Below are 16,566 nucleotides of genomic sequence, written 5' to 3'. Positions count from 1 at the left end.
ATCTTCACCAAGCTGGACCTCAACAACCGCGTGCAGGTCGCCCTGCTCGTGCACGACGCCGATCTCGACTCGCAAGGTCGGTGAGCGTGGTCCGGCTTCGGCCGGGGGACCGGCGACACCGCACCCGGCAGGCCCGTGGAGGAGCAAGCCCCCTCCTACGACTTGCTGACCACGGCAGCCGGAACGTGGTTGGCCAGGGGGTCAGCCGACCGCGTCGCGGATCGTGTTGTAAAGGTCCAGGACCGCTGCCGCCGTGGGGATCAGCGCGATCAGCACCAGGTATTCGAGGATGTCCAGCCAGCGGGCGCGGAGCGGCGACGGCAGACTCGCCGGGTTCCGCGCGGCGTAGTGCAGGCAGCCCGCTCCCGCCACGACGGCGACCGCGGCGACCGCGAGCGTCCAGTAGTGGTCCAGCGTGGACAGCAGGCGCGCGCTCAGGCCGATCAGCAGGAACAGGCCGATGACGATCACCGCCACTCGCTGAGCGGTGCCCGCGTAGGAGCGCGAGCGCAGCAGCCACGCGGTGGCCGCGAGCGCCACCAGCACCGCCGCCCACGGCGACGGGTCGCCGAGCAGCACAAGGCAGCCTCCGGCCGTCACCAGGCCGAGCGCCGTGACGAGGCCGGTGAGGACGTCGGTCGCGGTCGTCGTCGGGCCGAGCACCGACGAGTCGAGCGTGGGTTGTTCGTCGGCCCGGAACGAGTCCATGTCCGCGGGCACCCGGGGCATCGGCAGCTTGGCCAAGCGCAGCGCGATCATCGGCGCGGCGGCGGTGAGCGCGGCCGTCAACGCCACCGAGACCGCCGCGACCGAGGTGCCCGGCAGGTCGAACAGCGGCACGCTCGCGGTGATCAGCGCGCCTAGCGCCGAGGCCGCGACGATCGGCGCGAACACGGTGAACCGGTGGACCAGCATCGCCGCCGCCGTCGCGTACAGCGCCACCGCGCCCAGGCCCGCGGCGAACGATCCCACCTCGAACGGCCAGGGCAGGTGCGGCGGCAGGGCCGTGATCCCCGCCAGCAGCGCCGCGACCACGCCGGCACCCGCGGTCGCGCTGCCGGAATCCAGGTCGCCCCGGGCCCGGGACAGGGCGCCGCCCGCGACCGCCAGCGCCACGGCGATCACCGCGCACCCGATCGGCGCCGCCGGGCCGCCGGCCAGCGCCGCGGCCGCGAAGACGGTGGCACCGACGAACAACGCCACGGCGGCGAAGAGGCTCAGGTTCCGCCCGGCCCTCGGCCGCCACGGCCCGGAACGGGTCTGCGCGGCACCGGCGATCGCGTCGACGGTGTCGTCGAAGACCAGCGGGACCTCCTGCCTCGGGCGGGGATTCAGGCAGAGGATCTCGCCGTCCTGCACCAGGGTCGCCGACACCGTGAGGCCGGGCGCCAGCGCCGAGCCGCCGATGCGGGCGAGCACCCAGCCGGGGTGCTGCTCCGGGCGGCTCGGCACCCCGGTGAGCCGGACGAGCTGCGGGATCAGCTCCGCCACCGTGCACTCCAGCGGCAGCGCGACATCGATCCTGGAGCCCGGGGCCACCACGGTCACCCGGCGCGGAGTGGGCATCACGTCCACTCGTCGGCGGCGTCGAGCGCCGGCGCGAGCCGCTGCGCCGCGTGCTGCGCCAGCCGGTCCAGCGCGTCGTTGGCGGCTTCCACCACGATCGCGCCGATATCGCGGGCGTCGTACCGGCGCAGCGCATCGGGGTCGATCGAGACCTCGGTGAACCTGCCGGTTCCCCGCACGGTGACGGTCACCTCGTTGTCCCGGGAGCAGCCGGAGACGAGGGTGGCGTCGACGTCCTGCCGGGCCCGGTCGATCTCCGCCTGCTGGTCCTGCAACCGCCGCATCAGCTCGGCGAGCTCCGGCGGGTCGTCCTGGCCCTGGTGCGCGTGCAGCGCGTTCATCGGCGATGTCCCGTTCGGTTCAGGCGGCCACCGCGGCGGGTGCGCCGCTGTCGGCGAACAAGGTGGACAGTGTCTGGCTGAGCTCGTTCCTGGTCTGCTCGGCGTCCGCCTCGGCCTGGGACTTCGCCTGGAGCGCCTGCACGACCGCGTTCATGATGGCCAGCGCGATGGCCGCCTCGCGCCACGGCGAGGACTTCGAGTGCGCCGCCCTGATGGCGTCCATCATCCGCTGGACGATGTCCATCGCCGTCTCGAAGAAGCCCTTCTTCTGCGCCTGCGCGGTGTTGCGCGCCTTGACCAGCGCATCCGAGGCGGCGGTGAGCCGCTGGCTCTCCTTCTCCAGCGCCACTTTCAGGGCGTTGTTGAGCTGGTCGACGAAGTTGTCGGACGTCTGCCGGCAGGCGTCGTAGCCCCGGCCGTTCCAGGTCTCGCCCAGCTGGGTCACGATCTGCCCGGTCGCCGACGCGGCGGCCCCCACCTGCTCGGCGCACACCGCGCAGTCCCGCGCCTTGGACCGCAGCTCTCCCGGGTCGCCGGTGACGTCGCTGATCGTCTGGGCCAGCAACGACAGCCCCGCCCTGATGATCGCGGTGACCTGACTGGTGTCCATCCCGCACCTCCATTCTCCGCGAGCGTAGGTCCGCCGGGATCTCAGGTGGACGGCAAAAGTACCCACCTGCGCAGCGGCGGAGATGACCACACTCGGGACCGGCACGCGTTCCGAGCCCGGGGAGTAGAACCGATGCGGACCCAACCAGCGCTGCGCCCGGGGCGCGCGCCGGAGCAGCACGCCGGCGAGATCGTGCTGCAGGCGCCGCCCAGCCTGGTCAAGGGCGGCCAGTCCTGGATGCAGCTGCTGTTCATGGTGCCGATGATGCTGGGCATGGGCGCCATGTCGTTCGTCTACATCGGACGATCCGGCGGCCCGATGACCTACCTCTTCGGCGGCCTGTTCCTGGTCGTGATGATCGGCATGATCACGATGTCGCTGGCCGGCGGGCGGCAGTCCACCAAGGCGAAGATCAACGAGGAGCGCCGCGACTACCAGCGCTACCTCGCCGGGCTGCGCAAGCAGGTGCGCGAGACCGCCGAGGCGCAGCGCGCCGCGCTGCTGTTCGCCCAGCCCGAACCGGAGGACCTGTGGACCCTCGTGCCGACCCCGCGGCGCTGGGAGCGGCGCAGGCGCGACCCGCACTTCGGGCAGGTGCGCATCGGCCGCGGGCCCCAGCAGCTGGCCACCCCGCTGCGCGCCCCGCAGACCGCGCCGCTGGAGGACCTGGACCCGGTTTCCTCCACCGCGCTGCGGCATTTCATCCGCACCTACTCGACGGTGGCCGACCTGCCGGTGGCCATCGCGCTGCGCGGCTACGCCCGGATCGGCGTCAGCGGGCAGCGCGACGAGGTCATCGAGCTGGTGCGCGCGGTGCTCGCCCAGGCCGTCACCTTCCAGTCGCCGAACGACCTGCGGATCGCGCTGTGCCTCGGGCCGCGGCGGTGGGCCGACTGGGACTGGGTGAAGTGGCTGCCGCACGCCCAGGACGACACCGACCCCGACGCGGCGGGACCGGCCCGGCTGGCGGCCGGTGACATGGGCGCGCTCGCGGAGCTGCTCGGCGACGACTTCGGCGAGCGCGCGGCCTTCGGCAGGCAGCCCGACGCCGACCGGCCGCACGTCGTGGTGATCGCCGACGGCGGCCGGGTGCCGCCGGATGCCGAGCGGCAGGGCGTCACCGTGATCGAGCTGTCCGAGCTGCCGCCCGCCGAATCGCGGGCGAACGCCCTGTTCCTGCACGTCTCCGACGGTTTCGTGGGCATGCTGGTCGGCCGCGACGACGAGGTCGGCTTCCGCTACATCGGCGAGCCGGACCGGTTGAGCACCACCGCCGCCGAGACGCTGGCCAGGTCGATGGCCCCGTGGCACTCCCCGGGCACCGCCGGCGCCGAGACGCCGATGTCCACCACCTTCGGGCTCGCCGACCTGCTCGGCATCGGCGATCCGCGCGACACCGACCCGGCGGTCACCTGGCGCCCCCGCGCCGCCCGCGAGCGGCTGCGCGTCCCGCTCGGGCTCGATCCCGACGGGCTGCCGGTGGAACTGGACATCAAGGAGTCCGCCGAGGGCGGGATGGGCCCGCACGGACTGGTGATCGGCGCGACCGGCTCCGGCAAGAGCGAGCTGCTGCGCACCCTGGTCACCGGGCTCGCCGTCACGCACTCGTCGGAGGCGGTGAACCTGGCGCTGATCGACTTCAAGGGCGGGGCGACGTTCGCCGGGATGAGCGAGCTGCCGCACACCTGCGCGGTGATCACCAACCTCTCCGACGACCTGGCCCTCGTCGACCGGATGGCCGACGCGATCAACGGGGAACTGGTGCGCCGCCAGGAGTTGCTGCGCGCCGCGGGCAATTACGCGTCGGTGCGGGATTACGAGCAGGCCCGCGAATCCGGCGCCGACCTCGCGCCACTGCCCGCGCTGCTGGTGATCATCGACGAGTTCAGCGAGCTGCTGTCCAGCAGGCCGGAGTTCATCGACCTGTTCGTGATGATCGGCAGGCTCGGCCGGAGCCTGTCGGTGCACCTGCTGCTGGCGTCCCAGCGGCTGGAGGAGGGCCGCCTGCGCGGGCTGGACGCGCACCTGTCCTACCGGATCGGGCTGCGCACGTTCTCGGCGGCGGAGAGCCGGACCGTGCTCGGCGTGCCCGACGCCTACCACCTGCCCGCCGTGCCGGGCTCGGCCTACCTGAAGAGCGACACCGACACGCTGCGACGGCTCAAGGCCGCCTACGTCTCCGGGGAACTCGCGCCCCGCGCCGCCGGTTCGGCCCCGGCGCTGGCTCCGGGACGGCGGGTGATCCCGTTCGGGCTGAACAAGATCGTGGATCCGGAACCGGTGCCCGAGCCGCCCGCTGCGCCGGAGCAGGGCGAGAGCACCGGCGAGACGATCATGGGCGCGATGGTGTCCAGGCTGATCGGCAAGGGCCCGGCCGCGCACCCGATCTGGCTCCCGCCGCTGGACGAGCCGCCGACCCTCGACCAGCTCCTGCCGCCGCTGGAGCTCCACCCGGAGCGCGGCCTGCGCCCCCGGGGCTGGAGCGCGAACCTGGCCGTCCCGGTGGCCACAGTGGACAAACCCTTCGAGCAGCGCCGCGACCAGCTGTGGGTGGACTTCTCCGGCGCGGCGGGCAACCTCCTGCTCATCGGCGCGCCGCAGAGCGGCAAGAGCACCTTCCTGCGCGGCGTCATCGCCTCGCTCGCCCTCACCCACACACCGGCGGAGGTGCAGTTCTTCCTGCTGGACATGGGTGGCGGCGCGCTCGGCTCGATCGCCGGGCTGCCGCACGTCAGCGGCCACGCCCTGCGGCGGGACGAGGAGCGCTGCCGGCGCATCGTCGCGGAGGCCACGACCCTGCTGGAGCAGCGGGAGGCGTTCTTCGCCGAGAACGGCATCGATTCCATCCAGACCTTCCGGCAGCGCCGCGCGGAGTTCACCGAGAGCACCGGCGGACAACGCGAGTTCGGCGACGTCTTCGTCGTCGTCGACGACTGGGCGACGGTGCGCCAGGAGTTCTCCTCCCTGGAGGACTCGCTGGTCAAGCTCGCCACCCGCGGGCTCGGCTTCGGCATCCACGTGATCATCTCCACCACCTGGTGGCTGAGCATGCCGACGCCGCTGCGCGACAGCATGGGCACCCGCGTCGAACTGCGGCTCGGCGACCCGAGCGACTCGATGATCGATCGCCGCGCCGCGCAGAACGTGCCCGCCGGAGCGCCCGGCCGGGGCATCACGCCGGAACGCCTCCACATGCTGGGAGCACTGCCCAGAGTGGACGGTGACCAGCGCGCCGAAACGCTGGGCACGGGCACCGCCGATCTCGTCGCCCGAGTCTCCCGGGCCTGGCCGGGCCCGCCCGCACCACGCGTGCGGCTGCTGCCGCGCGAGATCACCGTCGACCGGCTCGGCGCGCCGCCCGGCCGCGCGATCCCGCTGGGCGTGGCGGAATCCGACCTCCGGCCGGTGTTCCTCGACTTCGACAAGGAGCCGCACTTCATCGCGTTCGCCGACGTGGAAAGCGGGAAAACCGCGCTGCTGCGCACCATCGCGCACGGCATCGCCGACCGCTACACGCCCGCCGAGGCGCGGATCATCGCGGTGGACTACCGGCGCGGCCTCCTCGGCGCGGTCGCCGAGGAACACCTGCTCAGCTACGCCGGTTCCGAGCCGGTCCTCGACGACGTCGTCGCCCAGGTCTCCCAGGCCATGCGAGAACGCCTGCCGGGGCCGGACATCACGCCCGAACAGCTCCGCCGCCGCGACTGGTGGCAGGGCCGCGAACTGTTCCTGCTCATCGACGACTACGAGCTCGTCGCCTCGCCGGGCAAGGTCTCGCACCCGCTGCTGCCGCTGCTGGACCTCCTGCCGCACGCCCGCGACATCGGCCTGCACCTGGTGCTCGCGCGCGGCAGCGGCGGCGCGGCGCGCGCCATGTTCGACCCGGTGATCCAGCGCATCAGGGAGCTCGGCTCGCCGGGCCTGGTGATGTCGGGCAGCCGGGACGAAGGCGCCCTGCTCGGCGACGTCCGGCCGCGCAAGCAGCCGCCCGGGCGCGGGGTCCTGGTGCGCCGCCGCGCCGGGCACGAACTGGTCCAGGTGGCCTGGACTCCGTTCGATGCGGGCAAAAGTGCCGTCGGCGACGACGTGAGTTCTGCCGTGGGCGACCGCGCCGAACGTCCCTAGTGTCTGCAGGCGAAAGGAGGCGACACACATGAGCACACCCCAGGGTGTCGTCGTCGATCGGGCGATCATGACCAAGGCGGCCGGCGACTTCGACGACACGGCTACGCGGATCCGCGAGATGATGGCCAAGCTCAACGCGGAGGTGGAGGGTCTGGTCGGCGCGACGCAGAACTTCAACGGCGCGGCCCGGCTGGCCTTCGACCAGAACAAGATGCTGCTCAACGACAAGATCCAGCGGGCGCAGAACGCGTTGACGGTCATCGCGACGAAGTTCAACGAGGTCATGAACCAGCACGCGGGCTTCTCCGAGCAGCAGAGCGCGCAGATCAACCAGACGACCGCGGCCGTGCACTCGGGCGGCATCATCGCCGGCCTCAACGGCTGACGCGCACGGACCAGTCCGGGAAGGAGCAGACATGATCTACGCGGGTGGACCGTCGAGTGACACCGTCGCGATGAACTTCGGCGCGGTGGACAACGCGGGCGGCGCGCTGGTCCGGTACTCCGGCGCGATCGGCAACGCGCTCGGGGAGCTGGACACGGCGCTGGGCCCGGTGCGGGAAACGTGGTACCAGTCCGGCAGCCAGTCGGGTTCCGACGCGCGGACCGCCGAGGCCAACCTCCGCGGTGCGCTGGGCGAGATGACGCAGATCATCAACAACCTCGGTTCGCTGCTGAGCCGTTCGGCGATGGACGGCGCGGCCCTGGACTCGGCCCTGGCCGGAAAGTTCCAGCAGGGCGGGTAAGAGATGGTCTTTGCGTAGCGGTGCGCGTGGCGGAACCTCAGACGCCGTCTGGACTCCGGGATCCCCGACTTGTGTATGACCAATACACGGCGCTGGGGCTGTCCTCGCCAGACGACGTCTGAGAACCCGCGGCGGTGCGAGCTGAGTCCCGCACCGCAAGCGGCTACGCCGCTTGTAGAACAGCTTTCGGGCGGGCAGGGCCCCGCTCCGGGGTCGTGGGAGAGGCGAGTGCGCGATCCCGGAGCGGGGCGACGTCGGCAGTGCGCGGTCGCATCGATGTGCGGAAAGGGATGTCCATGTCCAGCAACGAGTCGTTCGCGGTCCACCTGCGGTCGCTGGTGGAGTTCGCCGGTGAACTCGCCACCCAGCTGTCCGGGATGGACCGGCCGGCCGGGCAGCTCGACTCGCTCACCGAGCGCGAGCTGCGGCTCGGCGAGTTCGGCGAGGCCCATTCGCTGTGGGAGAACCACTTCCTGGCGATGGCGGAGATGCGCAGCCTGGTGAGCCGGGCCCGGGAGGCGATCGACTTCGCCGAGAAGATCACCGGCACCGTGCTCTCCGCCTACGAGCAGCACGACGACCAGGTCACCGCATCGCTGTCCGGGCTCGGCGCGGCCGTGCAGTCGGTCGGCCTGCCCGGCGTGGGGAAGGCGTGAGCGGGATGCGGGAACCGACGAACTTCTCCGCCTACAGCCATGCGCAGCTCTTCGCGATGCTGCAACGCGGCGACGACTCATCGGTGCGTCCGGCCGCGGACTCCTGGGACAGCGTCGGTGCCGCGCTGCACGAGCAGGCCGGCAACCTGGAGGCCAAGCTCGCGAAGTTCCAGGACCAGTGGCGGGGCGGCGCCTCCGAGCAGTACCGGGTGATGATCAACGACCTCTCCGGCGGGCTCCGCCGGATCGGCGACGCGGCGTTCGCCATCCGCGACCGGGTGCACGATTCGGCCGACGCGCTGGCGAAGGCCCGCACCGAGATGCCGCCCGCGGTCGAGGTCGCGGAGCTGCCCGCGGAGACCGCGCAGCTGGCCACCACGCCGCTGGAGGTCGACCAGTCGGCCTCGCCGGCGGCCGTTGCCCAGCTGCGCCAGCGGCAGGCCGATGCGGCGAAGGCGGTGCAGCAGCACCAGCAGGCGACGGCGGCCGCGGATGCCGCGCACGCCAAGGCGATCGCCGTGATGACCGAGCTCGGCGGCCAGTACCGCGCGGCGGACCAGGGGATGCCGCTGGCGGACCAGACCGAGGTGCCGGACGCGCCGGTGCCCGGCGAAGGGGAAGGCGGCGGGGCGGACGGCGGCACCGGTGGCCACGACGGATCCGACGGCGAGGCAGGGGAACCCGAGCCCGGGCAGCAGCCGGAGCCCGGCGCGGAACCGCGCACGCCGCTGTTCGGCAACATGTTCACCGCCGGGCTGGCCGCGGCATCGGCCGCCGGCATGGGACGGCTCGGCGGCTTCCGGCCGCCGAAGGTGCCGGAGTGGGGGAAGCCGAAAGACCCCGCGAACGAGGAGAAGGACGAAGCCAAGCCGATCGGCATGCCGCGCGGCGCGATGCCCGGACTCGGCGGCGGGGGATCGCTCGGCGGCGGAGCGGCCGTGCCCGCCCCGACGGCGGCGGCCGGGCTGAGCGGCGTCGCTGCGGCGCCGAACGCGATGGGAGCCGCGGGGGTGCTGGGTGCCGCGGCGGGAGCGGTCAACGCGGCGGGCAGCGGCGCCGGCGGCATGCCGATGATGCCGATGATGCCGTTCGCGCCGGGAGGACAGGACATGTCCGGAGCGCGCCGAATCCCGCCGTGGCTGGTGGAAACCGAGGAGGTCTGGGGCGAGTCCTCGGTCATCACCCCCTCCGTCCTCGGAGCCGAACCACCGGACCAACGCTCGTTCTGACGGGGAGCTTCTTCAACGGGCTTGCGGGTGGCGGACTCCCGGACGCCGTCCCGACCGCGGGATTCCCGGGGCTGGCCTCGTTGGCCGAAAACCTGAGACCCCGAACCACCGCATGCGGCTGCCGCCGCATCCCGAAAGGACCCGCAAGAGGAGAGGACCATGCCAACGCTCACCGACCAGCAGATCGCGGAGCACGCCGCGAACGCCGGCTTCACCGGCGAGGACCTGCGGATCGCGGTCGCCGTCGCGCTCGCGGAGTCGCGCGGGAACCCCGGGGCGATCGGCGACGTGTCCCTGCAGAACGAGGTGTACGGCCCGTCGGTCGGGCTGTGGCAGATCCGGTCGGTGAATCCCGGTCACGGCAACGCATTCGACCAGCGGCACCGCAACGAGGCGGCGAACGCCGACCCGGCGACGAACGCGCGCAACGCCCACGCGATCTTCGAGGCGCACGGGTGGGGCCAGTGGTCGACCTACACCGGCGGCCAGTACCGGGAGTTCCTCGGCCGGGCGCGGGATGCGGTCCGGCAGGGCCGCGCGCAGAACTCCGCGAGCACCGGCGCGTCCACCAGCAACCCGGACGGTTTCCGCGCCGAGGTCCCGAAGTTCTTCGACGCGGTGGCGAAACTCGTCGAGGGGACCAGGAATCCGCTGCTGAACACCTCGCAGGCGCTGCGGCACGGCGCCGCGTCGCAGAACGCCTTCGGCCGGGTGCAGGCATCGGCCGCGGCGGCGGGCGCGCACCGGTCGAACATCACCAGCAGCTGCGAGGCCACCAGCAAGGCCCTGGACCGCGACCAGAAGTTCCGCGACGACCTCGATTGGGCGGCGCGGATGATCCGGCAGCACGACGAGCGCGCCACCCGCGCCCAGCAGGCGCAGCACGCCCTGCTCGACGACATCACCCCGCCGACCCTCAGGACCTGAGCGGTCGTCCGGATTTCCCGTGAGGAGCCAGGAGAATGGACCGTTCCGAGCAGACCTCGGTGGCGCGGTTCGCGGTGAACCACGCCGCGCTCGACACCGCTGCGCAGGCGTTGCCCGACCAGGTGGCGGTGCTCGGTGAAGCCCGCCGCAACCTCACCGCGCGCACGCTGGTGACGTCCGCGTTCGCGAACGTGTCCGGCTCGCAGGCGGCCCAGGCCGGCCATTCCGGCAACATCCAGCTGAACGAGCGCGGCCTGCAAGCCGCCTCCAGCAGGCTGACCGGGATCATCGACGGGATCACGGCGTCGAACGTCGCGGTGCGCCGCTGGGACGCCGAGCAGGCCGCCAAGATCCGGCGGCTGAACCCGGACCTGGTCGTGCCGGAACTGACCGACGGTCCCTCCGGTGGCTCGGTCGCCGACCTGAACGCCGCCAACCGGGCCCAGATCGAGGCCGCGCGGGCGGTGGCCGGCGCGGAGCTGAAGGAGTTGGAGGCCAGGCCGGGCCCGGGGGACCGCGAGGCGGAGATCCGGCACCTCCGGGAGAAGATCGCGGCGTACGACGAGATCCTCGACAGCAACACGCAGATCATCGAGTTCGACCCGGCGGGGGACGGTCGGATCGTGGGCCTGATCGGCAGGCTCGACTCCGACACCCGGTCGGTGGCCGTCCTGGTTCCCGGCATGAACACCGGGCTGGAGGACTTCCCGCGCTACGCGGACCGGGTGGGCAGCTTCGCCGGCACCGACCCGACCGGCCGGACGGCGTCGGTGCTGTGGATGAACGGCGACTTCCCGCAGGGCTTGCCCGAGGCGAGCTCCGCGGGCCCGTCGCGGGAGATGGCGCCGCGGCTGGCGGAGTTCGTCAACAACGACCTGCGCCCCAGGCTGGGGGAGGGCGCCCAGGTCACCGTGATCGGGCACAGCTACGGCGGGGCGATCGTCGGCCTGGCCGACGCGGCGGGCATGCGCGCGGACAACGTGATCCACGTGGCCTCGGCGGGGATGGGCGAGGGCGTGACGGAGCTGACCAACCCGTACCCGACGGCCCGGTACTCGGTCACGCTGGAGCACGACCCGATCCAGTGGGCGCAGGGCCGCGTCCACGGGCCCGACCCGGACGACTTCCCCGGCGTCACGCCGCTGCCGTCCAGCCACGACTCGGACGGCTGGTTCGTCCCGGACGTGTCATCGCACAGCAGCGTCCTGGACCCGGGCTCGCCGTCCTGGCGGGACATCAACGACGTCGTCCACGGCGCCATCAGGGAAAGGCAGTCCGCGCTGTGACCGCCTGACCACTGTGGACCGCCCCACGAACCCGGCCGCTGAGCGCAAACCCCCCGTCGCTCAGCGGCCGTTCCACTCCCCATCGTGCCCGTCGTCGTTCGGGCGACCCCGCTACGCCTCCGCCCAGACGCCGAGTTCGTTCCCGCTCGGGTCGGTGAAGTGGAACCGGCGCCCGCCGGGGAACTCGTACGGCCCGTTCACCACCCGGCCGCCGGCGTTCTGCACCGCCTCCGCGGACCGGTCCAGGTCCGTCGAGAAGAGCAGCACCAGCGGCCCGCCCGCGCGCACCTCCTGGTCGGTGCGCAGGCCGCCGACCTCGGGTGCGGATTCGTCCTGCGAGGCCCGGATTCCGGCGTAAGCCGGGCCGTAGTCGTTGAACCGCCAGCCGAACGCTTCGGAGTAGAAGCGCTTGGCGGCTTCGATATCGGTGACCGTGAGCTCCACGTAGTCGATGGCGTGGTGCCGGTGCGGAGATGACTGCGACATGCCCCGCATTGTGCCCCGGGGCAACGACATCGCGCCTCGAGCGCTCGACAGCCCCGCACGACGTGGGCGGGCTGGAGCGTGCATCACTCCGGCCCTGGAACGGGCGTTCGTCTCGGGGCCCGGCCCTCCCCAGACGAAGGACTCTACTGCGCGACCGTCACGACGCATACCGTGAGGGCCGTACGAGCAGGGGAGCGGCACGCCGTGAACGGGACAGTCATCCGCTGGGGAGCGGGGCGCGAACTTCTGATGCAGATCGAACGGACGCCCACCGGCACTTGGCGAGTCACCTTCCGCGTGCCGGGGCATCCTGAGGTGATCGTCGCGTACGACACCGAGAAGGAACTGCGCCGCGACCTCGCAGCCTTGCTCGATGGGACTGCGGAACCGCCGTTCCACGGGTGGCCCTTGCCCCGCGAAGAGACACACCAAGACCAAGACGAGTGAGCCCCCGCTCGATCACGAACACCCCTGGCGCTCGCCGCCCCCGGATCGGTCTCCGCTATCGCAGCCCAAGCGACTCGTGGCCATGTGACCAGCGAAAACATCGCGCCGATCGGCTTCTGGCGGCCGAGTCGGCGGAACTCCGCTCAGGGGGAGCGTCGGGAGCCCGGGCGCCAGCCGCGGGACTTGCCGAGCCGGATGGTCGTTCGCGCGACGACGGCGAGAGCGGCGCCGGCGACGCCCAGCAGCGCGAGCCAACCCGGTAGCGGCTCGTGGTCGGGCAGCGGCGCCGGGCCCGCGGCCGGACGCACGGTCGCCATCGGCGGCGCCGGGACGTTCGGGAGCTGAAGCGCGGAAGGATCGTCGGGCAGCTCCGCGGCCACGGCGGCCCCGATGTTCAGCACGCCCCACCCCAGCCGGGGGTCGTGCCCGTTCGGCGGGTGGCTGGCGGTCCGGGCGAGCCGCTCGGCGACCTGCTCGGCGCTCAGCCCCGGCCGGTAGGAGCGCACCAGCACCGCCGCGCCCGCGACGTACGCCGCCGAGAACGCCGGGCCGTCCACGCCCCAGCGGTGCCCGAGCCCGCCGCGGGCCCCGGCCGAGAGGCCGGTCAGGTCCGCGCCCGGGGCGGCGATCGAGAGGTGTGGACCCGACTCGTCCTGCACCGCCGCGCCGGACGGGGCGAGCGCGCCGACCGCCACGACGCCGGGCAGGCCGGTCGGGTAGGACCGCGTTCCGGGCTCGTCGCCCACCGCAGGCGACACGACCAGCGCGTTGCCGGTCAGGGCATCCCGCACCGCGTCCTCCAGCGCCGGGCTCGTGCGCGGCGTCGGCACGGCCACCAGGATCACCGTGGCGCCCGCGTCCGCGGCTCGCCGGATCGCGCCGGCCAGCGCATCCGGGTCGGGATCGCCGCCGCCGAAGCGGGTTTCGGTGTACCGGATCCCGAGCAGGCGAGCCCCCGGCGCCATGCCCGCGAAGGCCGTCGCCGGGTCGGGCCGCGCGCCGACGATGCCCGCGGCGAAGGTGCCGCGCCCGTCGCAGTCCCCGAGATCGGAGCCCGGCACCACCTGTCCCGGCCCGAACTGGTCGTTGTCCGCGTCGATCCCGGTGCCGACGACCGCGAGCAGCTGCCCGGTTCCGTCGGTGACCGGCCAGGTCCCCGATGCGTCGGTGAGCCGCTGCGCCCACCCCATCGCCTCCCGGTACACGCCGGCGGGAGCGGCGCACTGCGCGGAGGCGGGCGGCGCGCCGATGAGAAGGCCGGCCCCGAGCGCCGCGCAGACCGCCGCGGCCAGCGGTGCCGCGCGCCTCATGACTGCGGAACCCACAGCGTGACCTGGGTTCCCCAGCCGGGGCGGGATTCGACGCGAGCGGAGCCGCCGACCTCCGCCATCCTGGCCGAAATCGACTCCCTGATGCCGAATCCGGCGTCCCGGCCCGCCGTGTCGAAGCCGGACCCGTGATCGCGGACGACCACCGCGATCCCGCGGTCGCGCTCCTCGACGCGCACGACGGCGCGATCGGTTCCGCTGTGCTTCTGCGTGTTCCGCAGCGCTTCCCGGACGGCGTCGCGCATCGCGGTGCGCCGATGGGCCGGGAGCGTGTCGTCCACGTCCCCCCGGATCAGTTCGGCGTGCAGCCGGTGGCGCGCCAGATCCTCCGCCAGCGCCACCAGATCGGGTTCGAGCCGCGCGCGCCCCGCCTCGGTGCGGGCCATCATGTCCCGCCGCACCAACGCGGCCTGCTCCTTGGCGGCCTGGCGCAGCTCGGCGAGCCTGGCCGGCGCGGTGGCCGCATCCGACGGGGCGGCCAGCGCCAGCGCCTCCAGCGTCGGCAGGACGGTGTCGTGCAGGTACCGGTTCATGACGGCCCGCTCCCGCCTTCGCCCGCGCCGGTACCCGGCGTGGTGCGCGAGCCGGACGCTGACGGTCAGCATCGCCATCAAGCAGATCGTGGACGCGAGGATCATCACGCGCTTCTCCCGACGTGAGGGCCTGTTTCCAGGCTCACCTTGCGTGGCGGTGCGAGTTGCGCAGGTGGGCCGAGCGGCTGCGCCGCTTCGAAGTCGCCGCGCCACCACGTTCCGAACGAGTTCTCAGGCCGGCATCCGGTCGGGCGCCGGGCAGGTGACAAAGCCGTTCTCGATCGCGTAAGCGGTGAGCGCGGGACGCCGCCGCAGTCCCGTCTTGTCCCTGATCCGGTCCAGGTAGGACCGGACCGTGCGGATGCTGATGCGCAGGCCCATCGCGATGTCCTGGTCGCGTTCGCCGGCGGCGAGCCTGCTGAGCACCTCGGCCTCGCGGTGCGAGAGCTCGATGCGCGCGCCGGCGTTGCGCTCCCGCGAGGTGTCCAGCACGACCGCCGCCAGCTTCGGGGCGACGTGGCTGCGCCCGGCCGCGATCTCCCGGATCGCCGCCAGGATCTCCTCGCCATCGGCGTCCTTGCCGAGGAAGCCCCGGGCCCCGGCCAGCATCGCGCCGACCACCTCGGTGCGGTCGGCCATCGCCGAGACGACCAGCACCGGGTGGCCGCGGCGCACGAGTTCCATCACGGCCGCCGCGCCCCGCACCCCGGGCAACCCGAGGTCCAGCACGACGATGCTCCCGGCGCACCGGCTGCGGGCCGCGAACTGCGCGACCGATTCGGCGACCGCGTCCACTTCGACGTCCGGCGTGTCGCCGAGCATCCGGGCCACCGCCGCGCGGTACAGCGGGTGGTCCTCCACCACCCCGACTCGAATCCGCTTGGTCTCCACCGATTCCTCCCGATTGGATCTCCGCGGAGGACGTTAGCGAGATCCGCTCGCGCGCGGTGGGGGCCGTTCGTACCCCATTTCCGGGCGGCCCCGTCCGTCAGCCGTTCCCGGCGGCCCCTTCGATGCCGCCGCCACGTGCTGGTCGCCCTCGACGGTCGTCCTGTGCTCGATCCCGGGGTTGTGGCAGGTCGTAGATGGTGACGGGGATGTCGTGGCCGGTGAGCTCGCCGGCGATGAGCGGTTCGATGCGGTCCCAGCGGGCTCCGGCCAGGCCGGTGCCGATGCGGGGCATGTGGACGCTCGCGGCGAGCCGGGTGGCGTGCGCGGCGAGGTGTCGCAGGCATTCGCGCACTGCGCCGTAGCGGATGGGCGGGCCGGAGCTGCGGCTGGTCCTGATGCCGTGCTGGCAGATCATGTTGGCGATCCAGGTGTCGGGCGCGACCTGGACGAGTTGGGTCGCTCCGAGCGCGAAGTCGTTGCGGGCCCGGTCGTGGTGCCAGCGCCGGTAGGCGGCTTCGGGCTCCGGCCAGCGCCGGGAGATCGCCAGGACGAATCCCCTGCCCCATCCGCCGCGGTCGTTGCAGATGTGGGCGATGACCTTGGGGCCCTCGGCTCGGGGGCTGGTCGCGTCGCCGGTCAGGTAGTGGATGTCCGTCACGATCGGGAAACGTAGCCGGGCATGCCGACAGGAATCGTCGGTTGCGAGCCTGAGCGCGACGGGGATCAGAGTTCGTCGGCGCGCACCAGGCCGTCCTGGATCGCGCGGGCGACCAGCGCGGCCTTGGTCGGGGCCTCCCGGCCGACGTTGGCGTACTTGATCCGCACCCGCTCCAGGCAGGAGTTGACCCGGTGCACCGTCAGGTTGAGCCGTCGCGCCACCATTTCCTTCGACTCGCAGTGGAACCACTCCAGCAGCACCTCGGTCTCCCGGGGCGACAGCCGGGGCCGGTTCGGCCGGTCGTCGGTGCCGAACGCGCCGGACAGCGACGGCGGCAGGTACGGCGTGTTGGTCGCCGCGGCCTGCACGGCGGCGACCAGGTGGTCCTCGCCCTCCGCCTTCGTCAGGTACGTGAAGGCGCCGATGTCCAGGCAGGTCAACACGGTTTCCCGGTCGGCCCGCATGCTGTAGATCACCACCGGGCGGTCGGCGTCCACCAGCCGCTTGAGGTCGCCGTAGGCGGGGCCGGTGATGTCCAGCTGCAGGTCGAAGATCACCACGTCGGCGGTGGCGCCGGGATCCAGCCACGCGACCGACACCGCCGGGCCCGAATCGAGCACCTTGATCGGCGGGTCGGCCAACGAGCACCAGGCCCGCACGCCGGCGACCACCGCGGGATGATCGTCTACCACCACGACCGTGATCAACTCCAACCTCCGCTGCGCGATGTCGTGTCA

The 16,566-nt window shown here is 72.7% G+C and carries 17 protein-coding genes; 8 read left to right on the top strand and 9 right to left on the bottom strand.

Annotated elements, in window-relative coordinates:
• Positions 1 to 201: 201 nt before the first annotated feature.
• From eccD to AB0H93_RS02405, 3 genes are read right to left on the bottom strand one after another with little or no spacing between them, the layout of a single operon-like run.
• Positions 202 to 1,566, bottom strand: a complete 1,365-nt coding sequence (gene eccD, locus AB0H93_RS02415; protein ID WP_358566129.1) for a type VII secretion integral membrane protein EccD — start codon at positions 1,564 to 1,566, stop codon at positions 202 to 204.
• Positions 1,566 to 1,907 (bottom strand): YbaB/EbfC family nucleoid-associated protein, encoded by a 342-nt coding sequence (locus AB0H93_RS02410; protein WP_358566126.1) that lies wholly within the window; start codon positions 1,905 to 1,907, stop codon positions 1,566 to 1,568. Before AB0H93_RS02410 ends, eccD begins: the two co-directional genes overlap by 1 nt.
• A 19-nt stretch (positions 1,908 to 1,926) precedes the next feature.
• Positions 1,927 to 2,517, bottom strand: a complete 591-nt coding sequence (locus AB0H93_RS02405) for a hypothetical protein (RefSeq protein WP_358566123.1) — start codon at positions 2,515 to 2,517, stop codon at positions 1,927 to 1,929.
• Between the two features lie 132 nt (positions 2,518 to 2,649).
• Between AB0H93_RS02405 and eccCa the strand changes: the two genes are divergently transcribed.
• The 7 genes from eccCa to AB0H93_RS02370 all read left to right on the top strand — a co-directional run bounded on the left by eccCa (position 2,650) and on the right by AB0H93_RS02370 (position 11,486).
• Positions 2,650 to 6,642 carry a type VII secretion protein EccCa gene (gene eccCa / locus AB0H93_RS02400; RefSeq protein WP_358566120.1) on the top strand — a complete coding sequence of 1,331 codons (3,993 nt, stop codon included), beginning with the start codon at positions 2,650 to 2,652 and terminating at the stop codon, positions 6,640 to 6,642.
• 28 nt (positions 6,643 to 6,670) lie between these two features.
• Entirely contained in the window at positions 6,671 to 7,027 is a 357-nt protein-coding gene (locus AB0H93_RS02395) for a WXG100 family type VII secretion target (protein ID WP_132484128.1), read from the top strand.
• A 31-nt stretch (positions 7,028 to 7,058) separates the two neighbouring features.
• Positions 7,059 to 7,388: a hypothetical protein gene (locus tag AB0H93_RS02390; RefSeq protein WP_358566117.1), complete on the top strand. Its 330-nt coding sequence runs from the start codon at positions 7,059 to 7,061 to the stop codon at positions 7,386 to 7,388.
• Between the two features lie 296 nt (positions 7,389 to 7,684).
• On the top strand, positions 7,685 to 8,044 hold the full coding sequence (locus tag AB0H93_RS02385; protein WP_132483902.1) for a hypothetical protein: 360 nt from the start codon (positions 7,685 to 7,687) through the stop codon (positions 8,042 to 8,044).
• A 5-nt stretch (positions 8,045 to 8,049) separates the two neighbouring features.
• Entirely contained in the window at positions 8,050 to 9,273 is a 1,224-nt protein-coding gene (locus tag AB0H93_RS02380) for a PPE domain-containing protein (protein WP_358566114.1), read from the top strand.
• Between the two features lie 159 nt (positions 9,274 to 9,432).
• A complete protein-coding gene (locus AB0H93_RS02375) occupies positions 9,433 to 10,200 on the top strand; it encodes a transglycosylase SLT domain-containing protein (RefSeq protein WP_358566111.1) in 768 nt (255 codons plus the stop codon).
• Positions 10,201 to 10,235: 35 nt separating this feature from the next.
• Positions 10,236 to 11,486 (top strand): alpha/beta hydrolase, encoded by a 1,251-nt coding sequence (locus AB0H93_RS02370; protein WP_358566108.1) that lies wholly within the window; start codon positions 10,236 to 10,238, stop codon positions 11,484 to 11,486.
• Positions 11,487 to 11,597: 111 nt separating this feature from the next.
• Here AB0H93_RS02370 and AB0H93_RS02365 read toward each other — a convergent pair whose 3' ends face one another.
• Entirely contained in the window at positions 11,598 to 11,972 is a 375-nt protein-coding gene (locus AB0H93_RS02365; RefSeq protein ID WP_358566106.1) for a VOC family protein, read from the bottom strand.
• 204 nt (positions 11,973 to 12,176) lie between these two features.
• Between AB0H93_RS02365 and AB0H93_RS02360 the strand changes: the two genes are divergently transcribed.
• Complete coding sequence (locus tag AB0H93_RS02360) at positions 12,177 to 12,419, top strand: hypothetical protein (protein WP_358566103.1); 243 nt, start codon at positions 12,177 to 12,179, stop codon at positions 12,417 to 12,419.
• Between the two features lie 143 nt (positions 12,420 to 12,562).
• Here the strand turns inward: AB0H93_RS02360 and AB0H93_RS02355 are convergent, their stop codons facing one another.
• The 5 genes from AB0H93_RS02355 to AB0H93_RS02335 all read right to left on the bottom strand — a co-directional run bounded on the left by AB0H93_RS02355 (position 12,563) and on the right by AB0H93_RS02335 (position 16,533).
• On the bottom strand, positions 12,563 to 13,729 hold the full coding sequence (locus tag AB0H93_RS02355; protein WP_358566100.1) for a S8 family serine peptidase: 1,167 nt from the start codon (positions 13,727 to 13,729) through the stop codon (positions 12,563 to 12,565).
• Positions 13,726 to 14,385 (bottom strand): ATP-binding protein, encoded by a 660-nt coding sequence (locus tag AB0H93_RS02350; RefSeq protein ID WP_358566097.1) that lies wholly within the window; start codon positions 14,383 to 14,385, stop codon positions 13,726 to 13,728. The genes AB0H93_RS02355 and AB0H93_RS02350 overlap by 4 nt, the downstream gene beginning before the upstream one ends.
• Before the next feature lie 126 nt (positions 14,386 to 14,511).
• Positions 14,512 to 15,171: a response regulator transcription factor gene (locus tag AB0H93_RS02345; protein WP_358566094.1), complete on the bottom strand. Its 660-nt coding sequence runs from the start codon at positions 15,169 to 15,171 to the stop codon at positions 14,512 to 14,514.
• Between the two features lie 97 nt (positions 15,172 to 15,268).
• Entirely contained in the window at positions 15,269 to 15,829 is a 561-nt protein-coding gene (locus tag AB0H93_RS02340; protein ID WP_358566091.1) for a macro domain-containing protein, read from the bottom strand.
• A gap of 65 nt (positions 15,830 to 15,894) precedes the next feature.
• Positions 15,895 to 16,533: a response regulator transcription factor gene (locus AB0H93_RS02335; protein WP_358566889.1), complete on the bottom strand. Its 639-nt coding sequence runs from the start codon at positions 16,531 to 16,533 to the stop codon at positions 15,895 to 15,897.
• Positions 16,534 to 16,566: the final 33 nt, after the last annotated feature.

The organism is Saccharopolyspora sp. NPDC050642 (assembly GCF_040654735.1).
Lineage (GTDB): Bacteria > Actinomycetota > Actinomycetes > Mycobacteriales > Pseudonocardiaceae > Saccharopolyspora > Saccharopolyspora elongata.
This window is presented reverse-complemented; position numbering and strand designations above follow the sequence as displayed.

Excerpts from the sequence above, each read along its gene's own strand:
- AB0H93_RS02385 (WP_132483902.1), top strand. The coding sequence starts at position 7,685 with ATGTCCAGCAACGAGTCGTTCGCGGTCCACCTGCGGTCGCTGGTGGAG.
- AB0H93_RS02355 (WP_358566100.1), bottom strand. The coding sequence starts at position 13,729 with ATGAGGCGCGCGGCACCGCTGGCCGCGGCGGTCTGCGCGGCGCTCGGG.
- AB0H93_RS02350 (WP_358566097.1), bottom strand. The coding sequence starts at position 14,385 with ATGATCCTCGCGTCCACGATCTGCTTGATGGCGATGCTGACCGTCAGC.
- AB0H93_RS02365 (WP_358566106.1), bottom strand. The coding sequence starts at position 11,972 with ATGTCGCAGTCATCTCCGCACCGGCACCACGCCATCGACTACGTGGAG.
- AB0H93_RS02370 (WP_358566108.1), top strand. The coding sequence starts at position 10,236 with ATGGACCGTTCCGAGCAGACCTCGGTGGCGCGGTTCGCGGTGAACCAC.
- AB0H93_RS02395 (WP_132484128.1), top strand. The coding sequence starts at position 6,671 with ATGAGCACACCCCAGGGTGTCGTCGTCGATCGGGCGATCATGACCAAG.
- eccCa (WP_358566120.1), top strand. The coding sequence starts at position 2,650 with ATGCGGACCCAACCAGCGCTGCGCCCGGGGCGCGCGCCGGAGCAGCAC.
- AB0H93_RS02380 (WP_358566114.1), top strand. The coding sequence starts at position 8,050 with ATGCGGGAACCGACGAACTTCTCCGCCTACAGCCATGCGCAGCTCTTC.
- AB0H93_RS02410 (WP_358566126.1), bottom strand. The coding sequence starts at position 1,907 with ATGAACGCGCTGCACGCGCACCAGGGCCAGGACGACCCGCCGGAGCTC.
- AB0H93_RS02405 (WP_358566123.1), bottom strand. The coding sequence starts at position 2,517 with ATGGACACCAGTCAGGTCACCGCGATCATCAGGGCGGGGCTGTCGTTG.
- AB0H93_RS02390 (WP_358566117.1), top strand. The coding sequence starts at position 7,059 with ATGATCTACGCGGGTGGACCGTCGAGTGACACCGTCGCGATGAACTTC.
- AB0H93_RS02375 (WP_358566111.1), top strand. The coding sequence starts at position 9,433 with ATGCCAACGCTCACCGACCAGCAGATCGCGGAGCACGCCGCGAACGCC.
- eccD (WP_358566129.1), bottom strand. The coding sequence starts at position 1,566 with ATGCCCACTCCGCGCCGGGTGACCGTGGTGGCCCCGGGCTCCAGGATC.